Source organism: Lentisphaera marina (assembly GCF_028745505.1).
Lineage (GTDB): Bacteria > Verrucomicrobiota > Lentisphaeria > Lentisphaerales > Lentisphaeraceae > Lentisphaera > Lentisphaera marina.
In genome coordinates, this window is sequence record NZ_JAQZZL010000002.1 from 1576601 (window position 1) to 1596531 (window position 19931).

The 19931-nt window shown below is 39.5% G+C and carries 24 protein-coding genes; 14 read left to right on the forward strand and 10 right to left on the reverse strand.

What is annotated here, in order from left to right; genetic code table 11:
* The 3 genes from PQO01_RS17310 to PQO01_RS17320 all read left to right on the forward strand — a co-directional run bounded on the left by PQO01_RS17310 (position 1) and on the right by PQO01_RS17320 (position 2381).
* Positions 1 to 963 (forward strand): acetyl-CoA carboxylase carboxyltransferase subunit alpha, encoded by a 963-nt coding sequence (locus PQO01_RS17310; RefSeq protein WP_274315419.1) that lies wholly within the window; start codon positions 1 to 3, stop codon positions 961 to 963.
* 94 nt (positions 964 to 1057) lie between these two features.
* Positions 1058 to 1645 carry a thioredoxin family protein gene (locus tag PQO01_RS17315; protein ID WP_274315420.1) on the forward strand — a complete coding sequence of 196 codons (588 nt, stop codon included), beginning with the start codon at positions 1058 to 1060 and terminating at the stop codon, positions 1643 to 1645.
* Position 1646: 1 nt separating this feature from the next.
* Positions 1647 to 2381 carry a protein-disulfide reductase DsbD domain-containing protein gene (locus tag PQO01_RS17320; protein ID WP_274315422.1) on the forward strand — a complete coding sequence of 245 codons (735 nt, stop codon included), beginning with the start codon at positions 1647 to 1649 and terminating at the stop codon, positions 2379 to 2381.
* On the opposite strand, the gene thiD is transcribed toward PQO01_RS17320, so the two are convergent.
* The gene (gene thiD, locus PQO01_RS17325) at positions 2378 to 3184 is read right to left on the reverse strand and encodes a bifunctional hydroxymethylpyrimidine kinase/phosphomethylpyrimidine kinase (RefSeq protein ID WP_274315424.1); all 807 of its coding nucleotides are present in this window, start codon (positions 3182 to 3184) and stop codon (positions 2378 to 2380) included. The genes PQO01_RS17320 and thiD overlap by 4 nt on opposite strands.
* Positions 3185 to 3387: 203 nt before the next feature.
* Between thiD and PQO01_RS17330 the strand changes: the two genes are divergently transcribed.
* The 8 genes from PQO01_RS17330 (at position 3388) to PQO01_RS17365 (ending at position 11706) form a co-directional block, all read left to right on the forward strand.
* Positions 3388 to 4443: a type IV pilus twitching motility protein PilT gene (locus tag PQO01_RS17330; protein WP_274315425.1), complete on the forward strand. Its 1056-nt coding sequence runs from the start codon at positions 3388 to 3390 to the stop codon at positions 4441 to 4443.
* Positions 4444 to 4452: 9 nt separating this feature from the next.
* Positions 4453 to 5697: a type II secretion system F family protein gene (locus tag PQO01_RS17335; RefSeq protein ID WP_274315427.1), complete on the forward strand. Its 1245-nt coding sequence runs from the start codon at positions 4453 to 4455 to the stop codon at positions 5695 to 5697.
* Between the two features lie 34 nt (positions 5698 to 5731).
* Positions 5732 to 8773, forward strand: coding sequence for a hypothetical protein (locus tag PQO01_RS17340; protein WP_274315428.1), 3042 nt, complete (start codon positions 5732 to 5734; stop codon positions 8771 to 8773).
* A gap of 12 nt (positions 8774 to 8785) precedes the next feature.
* Positions 8786 to 9514 carry a hypothetical protein gene (locus PQO01_RS17345; protein WP_274315429.1) on the forward strand — a complete coding sequence of 243 codons (729 nt, stop codon included), beginning with the start codon at positions 8786 to 8788 and terminating at the stop codon, positions 9512 to 9514.
* A 46-nt stretch (positions 9515 to 9560) separates the two neighbouring features.
* Positions 9561 to 10331 (forward strand): MotA/TolQ/ExbB proton channel family protein, encoded by a 771-nt coding sequence (locus PQO01_RS17350; RefSeq protein WP_274315430.1) that lies wholly within the window; start codon positions 9561 to 9563, stop codon positions 10329 to 10331.
* Positions 10332 to 10343: 12 nt separating this feature from the next.
* Positions 10344 to 10760 carry an ExbD/TolR family protein gene (locus PQO01_RS17355; RefSeq protein WP_274315432.1) on the forward strand — a complete coding sequence of 139 codons (417 nt, stop codon included), beginning with the start codon at positions 10344 to 10346 and terminating at the stop codon, positions 10758 to 10760.
* Position 10761: 1 nt separating this feature from the next.
* Positions 10762 to 11184, forward strand: coding sequence for an ExbD/TolR family protein (locus PQO01_RS17360; RefSeq protein WP_274315434.1), 423 nt, complete (start codon positions 10762 to 10764; stop codon positions 11182 to 11184).
* Between the two features lie 96 nt (positions 11185 to 11280).
* On the forward strand, positions 11281 to 11706 hold the full coding sequence (locus tag PQO01_RS17365) for an ExbD/TolR family protein (RefSeq protein ID WP_274315436.1): 426 nt from the start codon (positions 11281 to 11283) through the stop codon (positions 11704 to 11706).
* Here the strand turns inward: PQO01_RS17365 and PQO01_RS17370 are convergent.
* Positions 11699 to 12127 carry a secondary thiamine-phosphate synthase enzyme YjbQ gene (locus tag PQO01_RS17370; RefSeq protein WP_274315437.1) on the reverse strand — a complete coding sequence of 143 codons (429 nt, stop codon included), beginning with the start codon at positions 12125 to 12127 and terminating at the stop codon, positions 11699 to 11701. The genes PQO01_RS17365 and PQO01_RS17370 overlap by 8 nt on opposite strands.
* 92 nt (positions 12128 to 12219) lie before the next feature.
* On the opposite strand from PQO01_RS17370, the gene PQO01_RS17375 reads away from it, so the two are divergent.
* Complete coding sequence (locus tag PQO01_RS17375; protein WP_274315438.1) at positions 12220 to 13242, forward strand: hypothetical protein; 1023 nt, start codon at positions 12220 to 12222, stop codon at positions 13240 to 13242.
* A gap of 34 nt (positions 13243 to 13276) precedes the next feature.
* Here PQO01_RS17375 and PQO01_RS17380 read toward each other — a convergent pair whose 3' ends face one another.
* Complete coding sequence (locus PQO01_RS17380; protein WP_274315439.1) at positions 13277 to 14386, reverse strand: S-(hydroxymethyl)glutathione dehydrogenase/class III alcohol dehydrogenase; 1110 nt, start codon at positions 14384 to 14386, stop codon at positions 13277 to 13279.
* Between the two features lie 80 nt (positions 14387 to 14466).
* Here PQO01_RS17380 and fghA point away from each other — a divergent pair, with 80 nt between their 5' ends.
* Positions 14467 to 15300, forward strand: a complete 834-nt coding sequence (gene fghA, locus PQO01_RS17385) for an S-formylglutathione hydrolase (RefSeq protein ID WP_274315440.1) — start codon at positions 14467 to 14469, stop codon at positions 15298 to 15300.
* Here the strand turns inward: fghA and PQO01_RS17390 are convergent.
* The 7 genes from PQO01_RS17390 to hisB form a co-directional block, all read right to left on the reverse strand.
* A complete protein-coding gene (locus tag PQO01_RS17390; protein ID WP_274315441.1) occupies positions 15297 to 15515 on the reverse strand; it encodes an exodeoxyribonuclease VII small subunit in 219 nt (72 codons plus the stop codon). The two genes, fghA and PQO01_RS17390, sit on opposite strands and share 4 nt — an antisense overlap.
* The gene (gene xseA, locus PQO01_RS17395) at positions 15512 to 16843 is read right to left on the reverse strand and encodes an exodeoxyribonuclease VII large subunit (protein WP_274315442.1); all 1332 of its coding nucleotides are present in this window, start codon (positions 16841 to 16843) and stop codon (positions 15512 to 15514) included. Before xseA ends, PQO01_RS17390 begins: the two co-directional genes overlap by 4 nt.
* Positions 16844 to 16845: 2 nt before the next feature.
* The gene (locus tag PQO01_RS17400) at positions 16846 to 17319 is read right to left on the reverse strand and encodes a peptide chain release factor family protein (protein WP_274315443.1); all 474 of its coding nucleotides are present in this window, start codon (positions 17317 to 17319) and stop codon (positions 16846 to 16848) included.
* Positions 17319 to 17654: a histidine triad nucleotide-binding protein gene (locus PQO01_RS17405; protein ID WP_274315444.1), complete on the reverse strand. Its 336-nt coding sequence runs from the start codon at positions 17652 to 17654 to the stop codon at positions 17319 to 17321. The genes PQO01_RS17400 and PQO01_RS17405 overlap by 1 nt, the downstream gene beginning before the upstream one ends.
* A gap of 48 nt (positions 17655 to 17702) precedes the next feature.
* Entirely contained in the window at positions 17703 to 18269 is a 567-nt protein-coding gene (locus PQO01_RS17410) for a GNAT family N-acetyltransferase (protein ID WP_274315445.1), read from the reverse strand.
* A gap of 51 nt (positions 18270 to 18320) precedes the next feature.
* Positions 18321 to 18884 carry a hypothetical protein gene (locus PQO01_RS17415; protein WP_274315446.1) on the reverse strand — a complete coding sequence of 188 codons (564 nt, stop codon included), beginning with the start codon at positions 18882 to 18884 and terminating at the stop codon, positions 18321 to 18323.
* Positions 18885 to 18976: 92 nt separating this feature from the next.
* Positions 18977 to 19561, reverse strand: coding sequence for an imidazoleglycerol-phosphate dehydratase HisB (gene hisB, locus PQO01_RS17420; RefSeq protein WP_274315447.1), 585 nt, complete (start codon positions 19559 to 19561; stop codon positions 18977 to 18979).
* A gap of 145 nt (positions 19562 to 19706) precedes the next feature.
* On the opposite strand from hisB, the gene PQO01_RS17425 reads away from it, so the two are divergent.
* Positions 19707 to 19925: a hypothetical protein gene (locus PQO01_RS17425; RefSeq protein WP_274315448.1), complete on the forward strand. Its 219-nt coding sequence runs from the start codon at positions 19707 to 19709 to the stop codon at positions 19923 to 19925.
* Positions 19926 to 19931: the final 6 nt, after the last annotated feature.

The following is a 19931-nucleotide window of genomic DNA, read 5'->3' on the forward strand; positions in this document are numbered from 1 at the left end:
ATGGAAAACTTTGTACTAGAATTTGAGAAACCAATCCTTGAACTTAAAGAAAAATTAAGTGAAATCCAAGAATTTGGCGAAACTAATAATATCGACATGGCAAAGCAAGTTGCAGAACTTGAAGCTCAAATACAAAATAAAAGCTCTGAAATCTTTGGATCTTTAAGCCCTTGGCAACGCGTCCAAGTGGCTCGCCACCCTCAACGCCCCTACGCTCTTGATTACTTAAATATTTTTGCATCCGATTTTGTTGAGCTCAAAGGCGACCGTAGATTTGGAAATGACGAAGCCATCATTGGCGGTTTTGCAAAACTTCGCGATGGACGCAAAGTCATGGTGATTGCTCAACAAAAAGGACGTGACCTAAAAGAAAGAAGCTTACGAAACTTTGGCATGGCTCACCCAGAAGGCTACCGCAAAGCTTTGCGTTTAATGCAATTAGCTGATAAAGTCGGCTGCCCTATCATCACTATCATTGACACCCCTGGCGCTTATCCAGGTATTGCATCTGAAGAACGCCATGTAGGTGAAGCAATTGCCGTCAACCTCTTGGAAATGTTCAAATTGCGCGTGCCCATCATCTCAGTTGTGATTGGTGAAGGTGGTTCAGGTGGAGCACTTGGCATTGGTGTTGCAAACAAAGTCCTCATAATGGAAAATGCTTACTACTCAGTAATCAGCCCCGAAGGCTGCGCAGGTATCATCTGGAAAGATGGAGCCAAAGCACCCGAAGCTGCTGCCGCAATGAAAATCTCTGCAAATGAACTCTTAAAACTCGATGTAGTCGACAACATTGTAAAAGAACCCCTGGGTGGTGCGCACAAAGATCACGAAGCCGCTGCTAACTCTTTGTATGATACAATCACTGCCGAACTGAACGCCCTTTCTGAACTAAGTGAAAAAGAAATCCTCGATCAGCGTTATGATCGCTTTAGGAAAATCGGTTCTTTTCTTGAAGATTAGAAAATAAAAAATTTGGATTCATTATCTAAGTCCACATATTATTAAGCGATCATTTATGATCGCTTTTTTTATGTATCTATATAGGAATCAAAAAATGAAAAAACTTCTTTACTTATTAGCATTTGGTTTAACTACAACGCTTTTTGCGGCCCCCGCACCTTCATTTGAACTAATTGACACTGAAGGTAAAACTCACAAAAGCTCTGATTACAAAGATAAAATTATTGTTTTAGAATTCATTAACTACGCTTGCCCTTTCGTCAAAAAACACTATAACGCTTCTGATAACATACCTAACTTACAAAAGACCTACAAAGACAAAGGCGTTATATGGCTTTCCGTCTGCTCCTCAGCAAAAGGCAAGCAAGGTAGTTACCCTCTTAGCGAACTCAAGAAGATCCAAACTAAAAATGGTGCCAGTCCAAGCGCTTACCTCCTTGATGAAGATGGATCAGTTGGCAAAGCTTATGGCGCAAGAGTAACACCACATATTTTCATTATTGATAAATCTGGAAATCTGGTTTACCAAGGTGGTATTGACAGTAAAAAAAGCACCAAAGCAAGTGACATCGAAAGCGCTGAACCTTACGTCAAAAATGCCCTAGATGAATTAATCCAAGGAAAACCAGTAAGCAAGACAAAAACCAAAGCCTATGGTTGCGGAGTAAAATACGCGAAATAATATGCGACTCCTTATTCTTGTAACCTTACTTTTTTTATCTAGCTTTTCTGCAATAGCAGAAAAGCTAGTTGATGCGGAATTAATCCTACCCCGTAACTATGCACATCCGGGCCAAATCCGACAGATCATTATCAAGGTGAACGTCAAAAAGGATTGGCATATCTATTGGAAAAACCCTGGGGAAAGCGGACTTGCACCCGATTTTACTTGGCATGGGGACCAATATGAAATCAAAAAAATCCATTGGCCAACACCAAGTTATTATGAAAATGCAGGAATCATCAATAACATCTATAAAGGTGAAGTTTTATTCATTGCCGATTTATATATTAAGCCTGGCACTAAAGATGGCAAAATAGATATAAAGGCCGACATAGATTTCCTATCGTGTAGGGAGGCCTGTATCATGCAATCCGTAAAAATATCAGAATCTATTATGGTCGACTCTAATAATCGAATAGAAACAATGCAAATCCACCCATTGCTATCAAAAGCTATGGATTTGTTACCGCGCGACACCTCAAACATAAGTAAAAAGCAAGTAGAGAATAAATTTACTTTGGATTTACCGAAAAATTTATACAATAAAAGTCTTTACTTTGCGTTTGATGAAGATGGCATCGTGATGAAAAAAAGTTCTCAAAGCGTGACAAAGTTTATTTTTGAAAGCAATGAAAAGAGCGAATTCACAGGCCTAATCATTTCAGAGGGTCAATCGTGGCGAATTAGCGATTAAAGTATTTTTTCTAAATCAACTCTGATTTCGTCTACACTGCAGGATAACGGAGCCATAACCGCCTGCCCACTCTTTAAAGTTTTGTAGTTTTTTAAGCTAGCTGACAAATACTGCTTAGCTTTGATTGCTGCATCCAATTCATTAAGGTCATTGGCAAGCCCCGCAGCCAAGGCCGCACTAAGCCGACATCCCGTACCATGACTTGCCTTCACGAGAAGCTGTTCTGTAGTCAAAGTCCACAACCCATCTGAATTGATAAAATAATCTACCGAAGGGGCCTGTGGATTATGCCCCCCTTTCAAATAAACGGGAACACCTAACTCTTCAAAAAACTTTTGAATTATAACCTCCCCACTCTCGATACCTTGAGAATTGAGCAGGTAATGTAACTCAGGAAAATTAGGGGTCACAATGCTAGCCTGGGGAATTAAAACATCCTTCATTAAGGCCCAAGCATCTCGGTTTAATAAATCAGTTCCGGAAGTAGACACCATCAAAGGATCTACAACTAAATCGATTGTGCCTGGTTTTTTCTCTAAAAAACATTCAATAAATCTTTTCCCTACGAGCATCCCCGTCTTCATAGACTTGAATTCAAAATCACTAAAGATCACTTCCAACTGATCAGAAAAAGATTCTAAGCTCACTTCGTTCGTCGACAGGACCCGCGAGCGACTTTGAGCAGTTGTGGCCGTTAAAACTGATAAAGCGTGGCAATTAAAGTAATTAAAAACCTGTAAATCTGCCTGGATTCCAGCTTCGCCTCCACTATCGCTTCCTGCAACCGTTAGGCATGTATTCACCCTTTTTTGCACTTAAGTCATCTCGTTTAGTATTTTATTTCTTTGCCTTAACTCTACATGAATTCATACAACAAACTCACATTTCTTCAAATTTCTTTCAATTTTATTAGCTTTAATTGTCAATTTAAAGTGGCGAACGGTGATTTTTAAGTGAATACAGTTAATTTATTAGCCAGTATTGAAATAGAATTGGGAATTCATCTATGATAGAAATGCATGACTTATTGCAATTAGTTATCGACGAAGGCGCGAGTGATCTTCACATAACTGTCGGCGTACCGCCAATGTTGCGAATAAACGGATCATTGAACGGACTAGAAACCGCACCTTTAAGCGCAGATGATACAGAAAGGCTCATGAAGTCTATCACTTCAGATAAAAACCGTGTAGCGGTCAGTGAAAATGGTGGTGCTGACTTTGGTTTTGCATTTGGCGACCAAGCACGTTTCCGTGTCTCTGTTTTTAAACAAAAAAACACCTACGCAATGGTTCTCCGTACTATTTCAAATGCACTTCTGACACTTGAGCAAATCGGCCTCCCACCCGCCATCAAAGACTTACTCTACACTCCACGAGGACTTATTCTTGTAACCGGCCCAACTGGCTCTGGTAAATCAACAACACTTGCCTCCATGGTCAACGTCATTAACCAAGAGCGTGACTGCCATATCTTAACAGTTGAAGATCCAATCGAATTTTACCACCCACACAAAACGTCTATCGTCAACCAACGTGAGATCGGACCTGATGTTCCCTCTTTTGGTGAAGCTCTAAGACGTGCTCTACGCCAAGACCCTGACGTAATCCTAGTAGGTGAAATGCGAGACCTTGAAACAATTTCAGCTGCCGTAACTGCCGCAGAAACTGGTCACTTAGTTTTCGGAACCCTGCACACCACTGGCGCAGCTGAAACTGTAGATAGAATTATTGACGTATTCCCAACTGATCAACAAGAACAAGTACGCTCACAATTAGCATCTGGCCTCGTTGCCGTTATTTCTCAAGCACTCATGCCCAAAGTTGGTGGTGGTCGAGTCGCTGCTTTTGAAATCATGATATCTACCGACTCCATCAAAGCATTAATCCGCGACAACAAGACTTTCCAAATCGTATCCGAAATTCAAACCGGGCAAAAATACGGCATGAACACCCTTGATGCTCACCTCATGCAACTTTATGAAGAAGAAAAAATCACTTATGCTGACATGATTACAAAATGTAAAGATGTCAAAGCAATCAACAGCAACCTCAACGTCTAAGGAGTAAACATGGCTAAATTTAAATATGTAGCAATGGATGCTACTGGTAAAGAACATAAAGGTTTAATAGAAGCAGAAAGTGAAGCAGATGCTAGTGCTCAACTAAAACAACAGAGCATGATTCCCACTTCTATTACTCAAGAAGCTTCTGCTAAAAAGAAAAAGAAAAAAGGTGCCGGAGGAGGCATGGGAGCCATCACTCTTGGCACCCCTAAATTAGCATCAAAACAACTCACCGTGTTCACGCGACAACTAGCCACTTTACTCGGAGCTGGTCTACCAATGGTCCGAGCTATACGAACCTTGGCCAAACAAGCTAAAAAAGATGTTGTTGTAAGACAAATCCTTACACAAATTGCGGATTCAATTGAAGGGGGAAATGGCTTCTCAGATGCCTTAGCTTCACAACCAAAGTCTTTTAACAAACTCTATGTAAACATGATTAGAGCTGGTGAGGCCTCGGGTGCTATGGAAGCCGTACTCAACCGCCTTGCAGAATTCATGGAAAAATCAGAAAAATTAAAACGTAAAGTTAAAGGCGCTCTCATGTACCCTTGCTCGGTACTCTTTATCGCCGTGTGTATTACCTGGGGTTTAATGACTTTTATTGTCCCAAAATTCAAAGAGATATTTGATGACCTACTGGCTGGCGAACCACTACCAGGCCTTACCGAATTCGTTGTACAGCTATCCACCTTTATTAACACAATGTGGTACATCCCCATTGGAGGAATTGCTCTTTTCGTGTTTTCATTTAAAGCTTTTAAATCTACCAAAGGCGGCGCTTATGCAATCGACATGGTCCTCTTAAAAATGCCCCCTCTCGGCGGCATGGTGACAAAAGTTAACACCGCTCAATTCTGCCGTGTATTATCAACCTTACTGGGCTCTGGCGTAGCCATCCTCAACGCCTTAGAAATTGTAAAAAACACTACTGCAAACAACGTTGTTGCGAAAGCCGTTCAAAGCGTAGCAGACTCTGTAAAAGAAGGTGAAAGTGTCAGTAAACCTCTAGATCAATCCGGGATATTCCCACTAATGATGATTTCCATGGTAGAAGTAGGTGAAGAAACAGGCGCAATGCCAGAAATGATGCTCCGTGTGGCCGACATCTATGAAGAAGAAGTAGATGTTGCTGTTGATGGCTTAACTTCTTTAATTGAACCTATCATGATTGTTTTCCTTGCAGTTGTAGTAGGTGGCATTGTTATCGCAATGTTCATGCCTATGATCAAACTCATGCAGACTATGTAATTACCAAATCAATTTAAATAAACACCAAAAATACATGAAAAAGATTTTATATACCGGACTCTCATCCACTGCCGCCATTACTGCAATGGGCCCCAACCTCCACGCTGAAGTTCAAACTGAGTTAGATGCAGACATGAAGCTTATTAAAGCTTATATTGATAACTCAGATAAATTTGACTTTACAAAGGAATTAAATTTCCAAATTAAACTTGCTAAATCGAATTACAAAAGCCAAAAAGATGCGCTGGCAAAAATCGACATTATGCTAGCTTTTTCAAGAAAAAGAAACTCAACGGCAAGAAAAGTCCTTACTGACTTTGGCATGAAACAAGCCAAATCCGAAGACTTACTCTATTTTTTCATCGAAAAAGCCCAAGAAGCAGAAGACAGAAAAAGTGTAGCCTTAGCAGGTAAATTATTCTTTGAATCAACATTCAAAGAAACCTTAAGTAAAGAGCATCCCTACTTTGAGACTCTTTCATCGGCAGCCTACGCATATAATTTAGATCTCACAAAAAACGATAAAAATAAAGCTAAGCAATTTGAAGCTTGGTGGAAAGGCAAAGGCTTCCCGCCAATCGCACCTCCTGGCCAATCCCCTTCCGAAGCATTATTTACTCAAACCGTCACAATTCTTGATGAAGCTTTAGAAATTTTCACTAAAAGAAAGCCTGGCACCATCAATACTGCGGAAATAAAGGGACAAATCAAACTTATTAAAGATCTAGAGTTCCAACAATCTAATGACCAAATCGACCCCTGGTTCCTTTTATGTGTTAGTGAAGCGGCTCGCGGCATGGCTTTATTAGGCGATGATCAAGAAGCATTGAGCTGGCTAGCCCACTACTTCCCTAGATTTGATGATATTGATAAAGCCGTCAAAGCCTCTGCTAAAAAAGAAAATAAACCTGAGCTCGTTAGCACGTCTATAATGTCTAACTTCCTTTACGCTAAGGCATGTATTTATTGGGCTAATGCTCAGAGAGCAGCTAAAGCAGGTGATAACGCAAAAGCTCAAACTTCTTTAGTAGATAAAGGCACTAAAAACGCAGCCGTTAACATGTACCTACTGGTTATGCGTTATCCGCAATCACGCGGAGCTATCAAAACTCTTTTTGAATACGACGATGTTTGGAAACTCTACGCAAAAGTTGGTGGAACAAAAACGAAAAAAGCTTTACCTACAGACAAAAAGCTTATTTTCATGGCGCATTACTCTAAAAAGAACTACGATAAAGCCCTAGGTATTGCCGACGATTATATTAAAAGCGAAAAAAACATGAACAACAAAGGCGAAGTCCTTTGGTTAAGTTTTTATGCTGCCACACAAATTGACGACTTCAAAAAGGCTGAAGAGTATTACAAAATACTCAAGAATGACTTTTCAAGTAACGCCGCCTTAAGAGCTGCTTATTTAGATAAAGCTACTGGCTGGAGAAAAAGCTTCTACAAAGACCGCGTTAAAGAAATCGCTAATGACCCAAGTAAAAAAGCGGCTTATGATATTTTATCCAACATAAAACTATCTGACCCCAACAATCCAAATGATGCACTATTTGAACTTGTGGACGAAGTTAAATTTGCTTTCAGTACTTTTAACAAAGACCGCAAAGCGGGCAAAGTAAAAGCCAAAGAGGTATTGGGCTCTATTGATGCTTACATCAAAAAATTCCCTAATATTTCACAACTCACTTTAGCGTATTCGCTAAGAGGTCAAATTGCCGAGATTGCTCAAGAATATCAAATTGCACTCGACTCTTACAAAGAGTTCTTAAAACGTGAAAGTGGCATTGATACTAAAGGTAAATATAAAAGAGCTGAAGCCTACTATCACGTAGCTTACAACTTGCTAAAACTCGACAAAATCGAAGGTGCTGACGGCATGCTAAGTGCAGTTGACACTTACAAAGCTTACGTTGCCAAAAACGACATGAGTGATGCTAGTGAATCACAACTCAAAAACCTCAAGGACTTCAACGCAGGCCTGGATATCTGGAAAATTGATATCAATTACAATAAAATCAAAGAAGTAAAAACGGCTTTTAACGAAACAGACAAAAAGCTCAAAGCTTCCCCCGAGGATCCTGCGCTCCAGAAGACACATAAGCAAGAACTGGAAATACTACAAAAAATGTCTACCAAAGTCGCTGATAGCTACCTAGACTGGACTAAGAAAAATAAAACAAACTCCAAAATACCAACCATCTTGGCTAAAGTGGGTGGAATTTATCAAGATGCTAAAATGGATCGCGAATCTCAGAAAATCTTTACGCAAATTACAGAAGATTACCCTGACAGCCCCGTTCTCGAGCAAATCCAAATGCGCCTTGTTATTTCATATATCAATAACAAGCAAATCGGTAGCGCAGCAATAGAAGCCGCAAAACTCGATTACAACAAAATGTCAACAGGCACACTTCAGTATCTCGTTTCGAAGTTCTTATACCCATCTAAGCCAGATAAAAGAAAACTTCCTGAAGCTGATTTCACCAAAGCAACTGAAATTGTCATCAAAGCTTCTACAGAGATCATTAAGAAAGCTGAAAAAGATAGCATAAAACATCGCTATGCATTCTATGCTGGTCGTGCACACTTCCTAATCGGAGAAAAACTTGAAGCGGGCAAACTCTTTGATCTAATCAAAAAAGAAGCTCCTAATTCACCTTATAGCCTCGAAATCTCTTTCCTAGATGTCGAGATTATGATTGAAAAAGGTAAATTCACTGAAGCTGACAAAATCATTGCTGATCTTGAAAACTTAGTTAAGTCATACGGAACCCAACTTCAACATGCAAAAGTTCGTACTCTTAGTGGTAAAGTTGGATTTGGTGCCAAGCAAAGAAACTTTGTGATGAAAGGTAAAACTCAATGTTACCTCGTTTACATAAGTCAATTCCCCGCGGATGTTGAACAAACAGAAGCTGAAGAAGTCATGGAAAATGCAACTTTCTATTTCATCATGTGTAAAGCTTTGCTCGGAGAGGACATTGATCAATTAAGAACAGAGTTTTTACAAAAGTATCCCGCATCATCATATCGTAATTTAGTTTTGACACCTCCTGGTGCGATCAAATAAGGATTTATTCAAATGAAAAATATAATTTACATACTCCTACTTCTAACTGGCTTCAGCTCATTGGCACAAGTGACCATCGGTCTCAAAGATGGCAAAGTCGTCGAAGGCCAAGAAATTGGTGAAAACACTGGTAGAATCACCCTTACAATGGCTGGCGGCGCCAAGAGAACTCTAGATAAAGGTGATATTGCCTATATCGATTCGCCTCAGCCAAAATACATCTCATCCTTAATCAAGTATACCAACGCAGGTAAATTTGACGCTGTACTCAAAACAGAAAAAAACCTCAAAGAAGTAACTCTCTTTGGTTGGGGCCAAATTGGTCACCTCTATTACAGTCGCGCACTACTTGGAAAGGGCAAGGCTGAAGAAGCTCGCAAAATGCTAAGACGTGCTCGTTTCTCTGCCGTTAGTACAAGTAACAAAATTCTTGACAACACCATCATCATGGCAGCTCTCATTGACATTGAAGTCCATGACAAAAAACTTACTGCCGCAGAAGACTACATCAAAAAAGTGTCGGAAAAATCTTTCGATTCATCGGGTCAAAAATACTACTTTATGGCCAAAGGAAACTACTACAGAGCTAAAGGCGATGCCAACCAAGCACTCGCAGCTTATTTTAAAGTAATTTTACTAGAATCGCCAAAAGACTTCGAAAGACAACGCGCTTTAGAGAAAGTTAGGGAGATTTATACAGAATTTAACGATCCCCGCCTAGCAGAACTCAACAAACTTTAATATACTAAACGATTATTTTATTAAGATAGATAACAGGAGCCAATAAATGTTAAACAACAAACTAAAGTACACACTCGCATCACTTTTCATTTCTCTGAGCACTTTTGCTCAAGAAGCTGCAGAGGGCGCAGAAGCTGCACCTGCAAATACAACTGCCGGTTTTAAAGAAATCATTTTTGGTGGTGGTGCCGTCGGTATTTTCATCTGGGTACTTATCCTACTCTGTTCACTAGGTATGCTCGCTTTCATAATTGACTCAGTTCTAATTCTCAATCGTGAAAAAATCCTTCCTGCACACCTTCAAGATGCTGTAGAAGACTCCCTCAACGACGGCGACTTAGAATCTGCCATCGCTGCTTGTGAAGAAACTCCTAGTCCCTTATCAAACATCCTTTTAGCTGCCTTTGCGAACATCGCCGAAGGCTATGATGTTATTCAAGATTCTGTATCTTCTGCAGCTGATCTCGAAAACGAAAAAATCCTCCAACGTATTAACTACCTTAACGTATTCGGCCAAATGGGTCCAATGTTAGGTCTACTTGGTACTGTATCTGGTATGGTAGGCGCTTTCGCGGGTCTGGCAAATAAAACAGGTGCCGCTAAAGCAACATTCCTTGCGAACCAAATTTCAATTGCCCTATGGACAACGGTTGCGGGTCTCTTAATCTCTATCCCTGCACTCCTCGGTTATACACTTGCACGAAATGCCGCTATTAAAATCACTATTGAAACTCAGTCAACAGTACTTGACCTCATCAAAAAGCTTAAAGATGCTGAAGTTGATGACGAGGAATACGAAGACGAAGAATACGAATAGTAAGGTTATATAATGGCCAATAGTAAAGACGAAAAGGCAGAAGGAGCACCGATCTCCTCCCTGATCGACGTGGTATTCCTACTAATTATGTTTTTTGTAGCGACTGCCCAAATGGATCAGGAAGGCTTCGATCAAAACGTGCAACTCGCCATTGCCTACGACATGGAGAAAATCAAGAACCGCGCCAACGGTCAATTCCCCATTAGTGTCCTCAAGGAAGGCCGCGTATCAACTGGCCCCGGAAGCACTGGTGACATTGCTGGACTTAAAAGAGAACTTATGCAACACGTCGCTAACTATGGCGACGAGGTAACTGTTATCATTCGCCCAGACAAGGAAGTAGAACTTTCTGTCATTGAAGAAGTCATGAGTGCAGTTGGTGAATGCGGCGTAGCTAAAATTAATATTTCCGCTAAACTGGAGGAATAATATGGCTAAGAAACGTAAGAAAAAACGCATAGAAGAAGAAGCTGAAGTACCACTCTCAGCAATGATTGACGTGACTTTCCTTCTTCTAACTTACTTTATTATGACTCAAACAGAAGTCATTGAAGAAGCTTACATTGCAATGAATATGGTTGCTCCAAACCCTGGCCCACCGCCAGAAGTTAAACCGACTATTTTTGATATCAAAGTATTTGAAAATGACTATGTGGTACAAGGTCGAGCTTTCAAAGAGATCGACTCTCTTGGTGCTTATTTAGCTAATTTTGCTCGTGAGACACAAGGAGCAGAAATCACTATTGACCTTAAACTCCAAGGTCGAGCTAAAACTAAGAGATTAGTTGACCTACTCGACATCCTTGCAAAAGAGGGACTTGAGAAGAAAATAAATATTGCTTTCCTCCAATAAATATATTTGCTTTTCATAGGGCGTAGCCCTTACCTTAAACGACAGAACCGAAAGTTCTGTCGTTTTTTTTTATTTCCTAAACTAAGGTGGTGCACTATGGCTAAGAAAAAATCAAAGTTTGTAATTGGAGAGACAGAAGTCCCACTCTCAGCAATGATCGATGTTACTTTTTTACTACTCGCGTATTTTTTAATTACTAGCAGCCCCGTCATAGAGGAGGCTCACATTGCCATTAACACGCCTTCAACTCAATCAACACCTATTACTGAAATCAACAATTCTAGTTTTGATATATTAGTCTACCAAGACAAATATCACATTCCTGAATTAGGTCGTAGTTTCAAAAATACGAAGGACATGGAAATTTTTATTGCGAACTTAGCTAACAACACAAATAACGATACTAACAAAGTCAATTTAAAGCTTCATGGCAAAGCAAAAACACAAAGACTTATTGATCTTGTTGATCTCCTCGCACAAGAAGGCCTTGAAGATAAAATTGCCTTAGCTTTTCTTAATTAGTAAATTCGCCATTAATAGTCAAAACAAGCGAACGTCCCGATGCATAATTGCGATGTTCGCATAAATAAATACCCTGCCACGTTCCGAGTTCAAGGCGCCCATTACTGATGGGTATACTAAGACTTGAACCTAAAATAGAAGACTTTAAATGAGCAGGCATATCATCTGAGCCTTCATACGTATGCAGGTAATATGGTGCATTTTCTGGAACCATCTTATTGAAATGACTCTCAAAATCGGTCCTCACAGTAGGATCAGCATTTTCATTAATCGTCAAAGAGGCTGAACTATGCTGAATAAAGATATGTAATATCCCCACACGACAATCTGCTAAGTCATTGAGCTCATTTTCTATTTCTTCTGTAATTAAATGAAAGCCACGCGCTCGCGGCTTTAAATAAATCTTATCTTGTTTCCACATATTTAAATAACTTAAATTAAGAATTAATCATAGGTAGGTATTATACACCTTAATGATATATTGGAAAAATCTATCATAAACAATGACCTATAATGACACTTATAAAAAACAAAAAGCCCATTATCAAAATAAGCGATAACTTCGCCCAATACCTAGAGTCACATAGCCGCCACTTCCAACTACCTTTGGATTATGAAGACCTCCTGCGATTCCAAGACTCCTTACCCGTCTATGACCACGATGATGAACCTACCCTATGGGAAACTGTTATTTATCCCACTCAGGATCAGAGCTCTTTAGAAAAAGCATTGATTGAAATTTACGTTACGCTTTTAGCCGGTGGAGATAAATCTATCATTGAACATTTACGTGTGGATCGCATCGATTATTGCGCCTTTGCCAATTCTCGCCCCTTTCGTATACGAGTCATTAATCAATTTAATGATAACCGAGACCACTTTTATGTCAAAAAAGCCGATGCTTCGCGAATTTACGGCCTCGAATTTGAAGGTCTTCTCTCTCCCAATCGCGTCAATTATATGGTCGACCAAAACACCTTAATTGAAGAACATATTATTGGCATCCCTGGGGACCACTTCATCGAACACAATCTTTCACAAAAAACTGTCAACTCAGTGCGTTTATGTAAAGAATTTGTCAAATTCAATGAACGTTGCTTCACTTCTTTAATTGGTGACATGCGCTCATACAACTATGTAGTTAACGTCACACCTGATGTTGAAGAAGATCAATACCGTGTTCGACCTATTGATTTTGATCAATTTTGCCACGAAGGTAATGTGCAAGTTTATCTGCCGCAATTCTTTCCCGAGAATCAAAAAATCGTTCAATTATGCATGGACCTATTGAACCCAGAAACTGTACGCCAATACCAACGCGAAGAGCGCAACATTATCAATCGTCGCTTCCTATACTCTAAACAACAGGTCAAAAGCTTAGTTCGATGCATGTGTAAGGATGAACTTGCTACTGCGGCAAACATTCAACAACTTCGAGAAGAGCTTGCGGAATTCCACAAAAACAAAGACTTTATCAAATGTAAGAATATGGGTGATATTATTAAACAAAATATCATCAGCTTACTCAATCTATAAAGAAGGCCTCCAACTGGAGGCCTTTTAAAGTTGACTAAAAAGTCACAACTGAACGAATTGCTTTACCTTCATGCATCAAATCAAAGGCTTTGTTGATTTCTTCTATCGGCATCGAATAGGTAATCATTTTATCAATTTCTATTTTGCCCGCTAAATAATCTTCCACCATGCCTGGTAGCTCCGTACGTCCTTTGACACCACCAAAAGCTGTACCCATCCACTGACGGCCAGTAACTAATTGGAAAGGTCGCGTACTAATTTCTTGACCAGCACCCGCAACTCCAATAATCACAGATTTACCCCAACCTTTGTGGCAACATTCTAAGGCAGAACGCATAACCTGGGTATTACCGATACACTCGAAAGAATAATCAACTCCACCATCAGTTAAATCAACTAAAACATCTTGAATCGGCCCATCATAGTTTTTGGGATTAATGCAATCTGTTGCACCAAGCTGTTTTGCCATTTCAAATTTGTCTTCATTTATATCTACACAAATGATACGACTCGCACCAGCCATCACAGCTCCTTGAACACAAGAAAGTCCAATTCCGCCCATACCAAAAACCGCCACTGAAGAACCAGGCTCAACTTTTGCCGTATTTAACACCGCACCTATACCTGTTGTAATACCACAACCAAGTAGACATACTTTTTCAAGAGGTGCTGATTTATTAATCTTTGCTAATGAAATCTCTGCTACAACTGAATATTCAGAGAAGGTAGATGTCCCCATATAATGAAGTAACTTTTTACCATTATATGAAAAACGACTCGTCCCATCTGGCATAACTCCCTTACCCTGTGTCGCACGAACTGCCTGACATAAGTTTGTCTTACCCGATAGACAGAATTTACATACACCGCACTCGGGTATATAAAGTGGAATTACATGATCGCCAGGAACCACACTCGTAACCCCTGGGCCCACTGCTTCTACGACGGCTCCACCTTCATGACCTAAAACAACTGGAAACATACCTTCAGGATCATCTCCCGATAAAGTAAAAGCATCCGTATGACAAACACCTGAAGCAACGTTGCGGATTAAAACTTCCCCTGCTTTGGGTCCCTCTACATCAATTTCTACTATCTCTAATGGTTTACCTGCCGCGAAGGCAACTGCTGCTTTTGATTTCATTTTTATCCTTTTGGCTATTTATTTAAAAATTTGTCATGTTAATTTTACTGATAAATAATAAAAATCAATAGGTAAATTCAATGATTGAAAAAAAGTCTACAAATCTAATTTTTAATGGTGAACAACATTTTTATTCTCACCAATCTTCTTCACTTAATTGTGAGATGACTTTTTCAGCTTATATACCACCACAGGCAAAAGCTCAGAAATGTCCTGTTCTCTATTGGCTTTCTGGCTTAACTTGTACTGCCGATAACTTTACAACTAAGTCTGGCTTTCAAAGATACGCTAGTGAACATGGCATTATAGTCATTGCCCCAGACACAAGTCCTCGCGGTGATCAAGTCAAAGACATAAAAGATGAATGGGACATCGCATGTGGTGCAGGCTTCTATTTAAATGCCACTATGGAAGGGTGGAAAGATCATTACCAGATGTACACTTATGTGACTGATGAATTACCTAAACTCGTTAAAGAGAACTTTAACTGTAATGATAAGGCCTCTATCTCAGGGCATAGTATGGGCGGACATGGCGCCCTCATATGTGCTCTAAAGAACCCTGATATGTACCAATCCACATCAGCATTTTCTCCCATAGTCAATCCCATAAACTGTCCTTGGGGTACTAAAGCTTTCACCACTTACCTAGGAGAAGACACCCAAAATTGGGTTCAATGGGATAGCGTTGAGCTTATCAAGCAAGGCAATAGCATCAGCAATCTTTTAGTTGAGCAGGGGCTTGCGGATAACTTTTTAGAAAACCAACTCAAAACTGAGTCATTAAAAATCGCGTGTGAAAATAACGGCATTGACCTAAATCTAAATTACCACGAAGGATATGATCATTCTTATTACTTCATATCCACATTTATTGGCGAGCACATTAAATGGCATGCTCAATTTTTAAATTAACTTAAGTCTTCCCACTCAGGTCCTTCTTCGCTAATGCCTTTAAGGACCTTAACTTTTTTCTCTACTTCAGCTAATTTACCCGCACAGACTTTAGCTAATTCACTACCCTTTTCAAATTTCTTAAAGCTATCCTCAAGACTCAGTTCACCCTGCTCCATCTCTTGGACAATCTTTTCCAATTCTCCTAAAGCTTCTTCAAATTTTTTCTCTTTCATTCATCTTCCTTTGTTTCAACTTTTACCACTAATGATCCTTTTGCCAGATGAACCTCAAGTCTATCTGATTCATTCACTTCTTCGCTAGAATGCAATATCTTTCCTTGACTTCGAACAATACTATAACCTCGATCCAATGTACTCTGAGGGTTCAGAAGTTGTAGATTTTTATAAATACCATGGAATTTATTTTCTTGCGTTCGAATAAAGTTCTCATAAGCAACATTTAACCTTTTCTGTAAATTTAATAAGTTTTCTTTCGGCTTAAGCAGATCGGGCACACAATTTTTTAGACGACTCTCTAAATCACAACTCATATGCGTCAAATCCTGGATCCGGCTATCTAAAGCTTGCTCTAATCTTAATTTAAGAAAATCGAGATTTTGAAATTGAACTTCTAATTTCTTCTCCGGATTATTAATCATCAAACGATGCTTAAACTCTCTAAAGTTCTGCGTGAGTGAATAAACTTTTAGCTGTAAATTTTTCTCTAAAGCTCTCTTATTATTCTCTAATTGCTGCACAAATTCGCGACGGCTTTTCACGACTAATTCTGCTGCTGCCGAAGGTGTTGGTGCTCGCATGTCAGCTACAAAATCGGAGATCGTAAAATCGACTTCATGGCCAATCGCTGAAATTATCGGTATGTGTGATTCAGCAATTGCATAAGCCAAACCCTCTTGATTAAACTCCCACAAATCCTCTATACTACCTCCACCCCTAGTCAAAACAATTACATCTGCTGCTTCTAATAAGTTGCATCGATGTATCGCCCCTGCGATTTTTTTGTATGCACCTTCACCTTGAACGGGTACCGGAAAAAGGTAAACTTCCTTACCCGAAAACCTTCGATTAAGCACTTGTAAAAAATCATGCAAGGCCGCCCCATCCGCTGAACTAATGACCGCAATTTTTTCTGGGAAGCTCGGGATTGCACGTTTTCTATCAGAAGAAAACAAGCCTGCGTCATTTAGTTTTTTCTTCAATTGCTCAAATTCTAACTGTAGCTTACCCACTCCTCCTGGCCTTAAATCTCGGACAATAATTTGCGTCCGCCCTGAGGGTGCAAAGTAAGTTAAGCTTCCAAAAATCTCGATCTCCATGCCATCTTGCATACTAAAAGAGCGCGCCTGTTCTGCACCATTAAAATAAGTACATGAGACTTGAGATTTTGCATCTTTAATAGAAAAATAAACATGCCCAGAGCTGTGAATCGTTAGGTTCGACACCTCTCCTTTTACCCAAAAAGGTTTCACTCCCTGCTCAAGAACCTGGCGCACTGCCATGGCCACTTGACTAACAGACCAGATGTTTTGATTTTGACTCATACTTATTTAAGAGCCTTTAAATTTCTTTTCTGCCGCTGCTCATTCACGAAGCGCCACACAATTTGTGATTTATGCAAAACTTTGATTAATGCCGAAGTACTTAAACTCAACTTTTTAGATAGATCTGAAACCTGATAATTACACTCTTCAAGACCATCTATCAAAGTGGCCACCAAAACCGCGTATAAATCATTTTTCTCATTCATATTCCACTCACCTTTCCAAGGCGAGAAATCTTCCCTAATCTGCAAAGCCAACTCCAACCTAAGGCGACGTAGAGCCCTTTTCTTATTCACGGATTGCTGGCGATCTTCTGACGCAGAAGCTTGAATACCACTCTCTTTATGAATTAGGCGTACTGCAGAGGAAGTCTTATTTTTTTTCTGGCCACCAGGGCCCGAAGCTTTAAAGAAGTCTTGTGAACAAAGATTTAATAAATCTTCATCTCCTAAAAGCAATAATTCTTGGCGACCCATTAACCTGGAGGCCAGTTGAGGCTTCTTCCGCCGATTATATGTAAATGCAAATGAAATACGCTCTGCTGAGCGCCAGCACCATTATTAGTGACCACGCGATAATCCTTAAAACCCTGGGACTCCGCAATCTCTGTTGTTTTAAGCATCATATGCCCTAATAAGCTTTGATCACTTTCCTGTGCATCAGACAAGTTAATCAATTCTTTTTTAGGGATCAATAAAATATGCATTGGAGCGGTCGGATTAATATCCTTGAATGCCAAGCACAAATCATCTTCATAAACGATGTCAGCTGGAATTTCTTTGGCAATGATTTTAGAAAAAATTGTACTCATGTAAAAACCTCAATGAAATTTACTTACTCAGGTAATCTAAACGAATTATCAATCTCTCCAAGTCGCTAGCTTTTCGTGATTGAGTTTTTTTGCCAAAGATCTCCAGATCTTCTCATCTTCTTCTGAACGTACCAAAGGGGTAAAACCAAAATTCAGGTAGAGTTTAATCGCTTTTTCCCGCATGGTATAAGTTCGCAAATAAGCTTTTTCGTGACCACATTCTTTTAAACGTTTAATCACTTCGCTCAATAAACATTTAGCCAAGCCTCTACCTTGAAAATCCGGATGAACAGCAAGCCAGTGCACCCTCCCCCAACTTTCTCCCAAAAAATTTGGATCATCCCAAGCTGTTGCGGTGGCAACTGCCAAGCCTTCCTCGTTGCATATATAGATCTGGCGCTGCTCTAACTTCTTTATTTCTGCGCCAAAATATTCCCTAAAAGTCGTAGAATAGACCTTATTATAATTATCTGATGCTTTATAGATTCGGAACCAATTTTCCTCATCCTGAAACTGATAATTTCGGTAGGAATAAGCTAGAGGCAAAGAAAAATCCGGCAGATCATCAAAGTGCTCTCTAGTTAAAAAAATTTCTGAATATTTCTTTTCATTCATAATAAAAAAGGGCGGGATAAACCCGCCCATTATAAGTATTGTTAGAGAATATTACTTCTCTTCTTCTTCCTCTTCTTCACCATCGAGATCATCTTCCTCTTCATCATCAAATTCAGATAATTCATCTTCGCCTATGAATTCTTCCTCTGTTGCTTCAGTAGTTGTCTCCGTAGTTGTCTTGGGAGATACACCAATGACATTCATCAATCTTTCATCGAGACCTTCTTCATCAAGAACCTCTTCATCTGGATCAATGATTTCATCGTAAGCATCTTCTTCGTTTTCTTCATCATCATCATCGTCTTCTTCAAGTGATGCAATCAATTCTTCGCGACTGAAGCTGACTGTATCCATAATTGATGGACGAACTGGATCTGCTTTCTCTGCACTCTTTTTCAAATAAGGGGATTTACCGCCATACATATAGAGGTGATCGTGAATCTCTTGGTCATCACTATCCATCCACTCATCCCAGTAACCATCAATACATTCTTCCAAGCCAGAGTTCGACTCATCTAGTACTTTAGTTTTACGCACGTACTTGAGTGCTTGTGCTAAAGAATCAAAACCTGTATACTCGGGATCACCATCATACCATACTCGATATTTACTCACGATTTATTTCCTTAAACTTTAACTTTTGAAATTTAATTTTGAGAAATGAATAATCCCTCTCAGAAATAATGTCAAGTAGTAGAATCAAAAAATTATAGAGAACCTTTCGTAGAGTAGAGATTTGAAGTACCATCTTTAGATGCAGCAATCGCAAATGCTTTAGCAAAACATTTAAAAATCGCTTCAGAAATATGATGCTTATTATCACCATAATGTACTAGAATATGAATATTCATACGACTAAAAATTGATAGCGCCCTAAAGAACTCTTTAACCAACTCGCAATCAAAAGTCCCCATTTGTCCCGTAAAAACTTCTGGAACGCGGTATTCAAAGTGAGGCGATTTACGTATATCCACAGCAACAGTACAGAGCACCTCTTCCATTGGCAGGGTAAAACTACCATAGCGAGCGACACCCGTCATATCTTCAGTGGCTTTATCAAAAGCCTGACCTAGCACGATTGCAACGTCTTCTACTGTGTGGTGAAAATCTACTTCAATATCACCCACTGCCTTTAAAGTCATGTCCATTTGTCCATGCTTGGCAATATGAGTCAACATATGGTCAAAAAAGGGGATTCCCGTATCAATTGTGTACCCCGTACCCGTAAAAGGGCGAAGGTCTAAATCTATTTCTGTTTCGTAGGTTTTTCTATTTAACTTTACTTGTTCCATATTTTTTGATCACTTAAACTAATTTAATAAACATATTGAACTTAAATCTCCTTTTATTTAGATCAAGTCCATGTTGTAAGAGAGTTGTTTGATGTGTATAATATGCGGTCAATAGAAATGTTGGAAATTTAAAGAAGTTTTATCTATGGAAATTACACTTACACCTGACTACTGCTGTGGCGGCGGACATTGCGGCCCCATGCCTGGCTATTTTTATGAATGCCCACACTGCGACACCGAAACCCAAGCTCGAACCGGCTTTGAACTTGAAGAAGGCGATGAACTCAAATGTTGCCTTTGCAAAGAATCAATCAAAGCAATTAAGAAAAAAACTAATTTTAAATTTGAATTTAGCTTGGACTAAAGATTA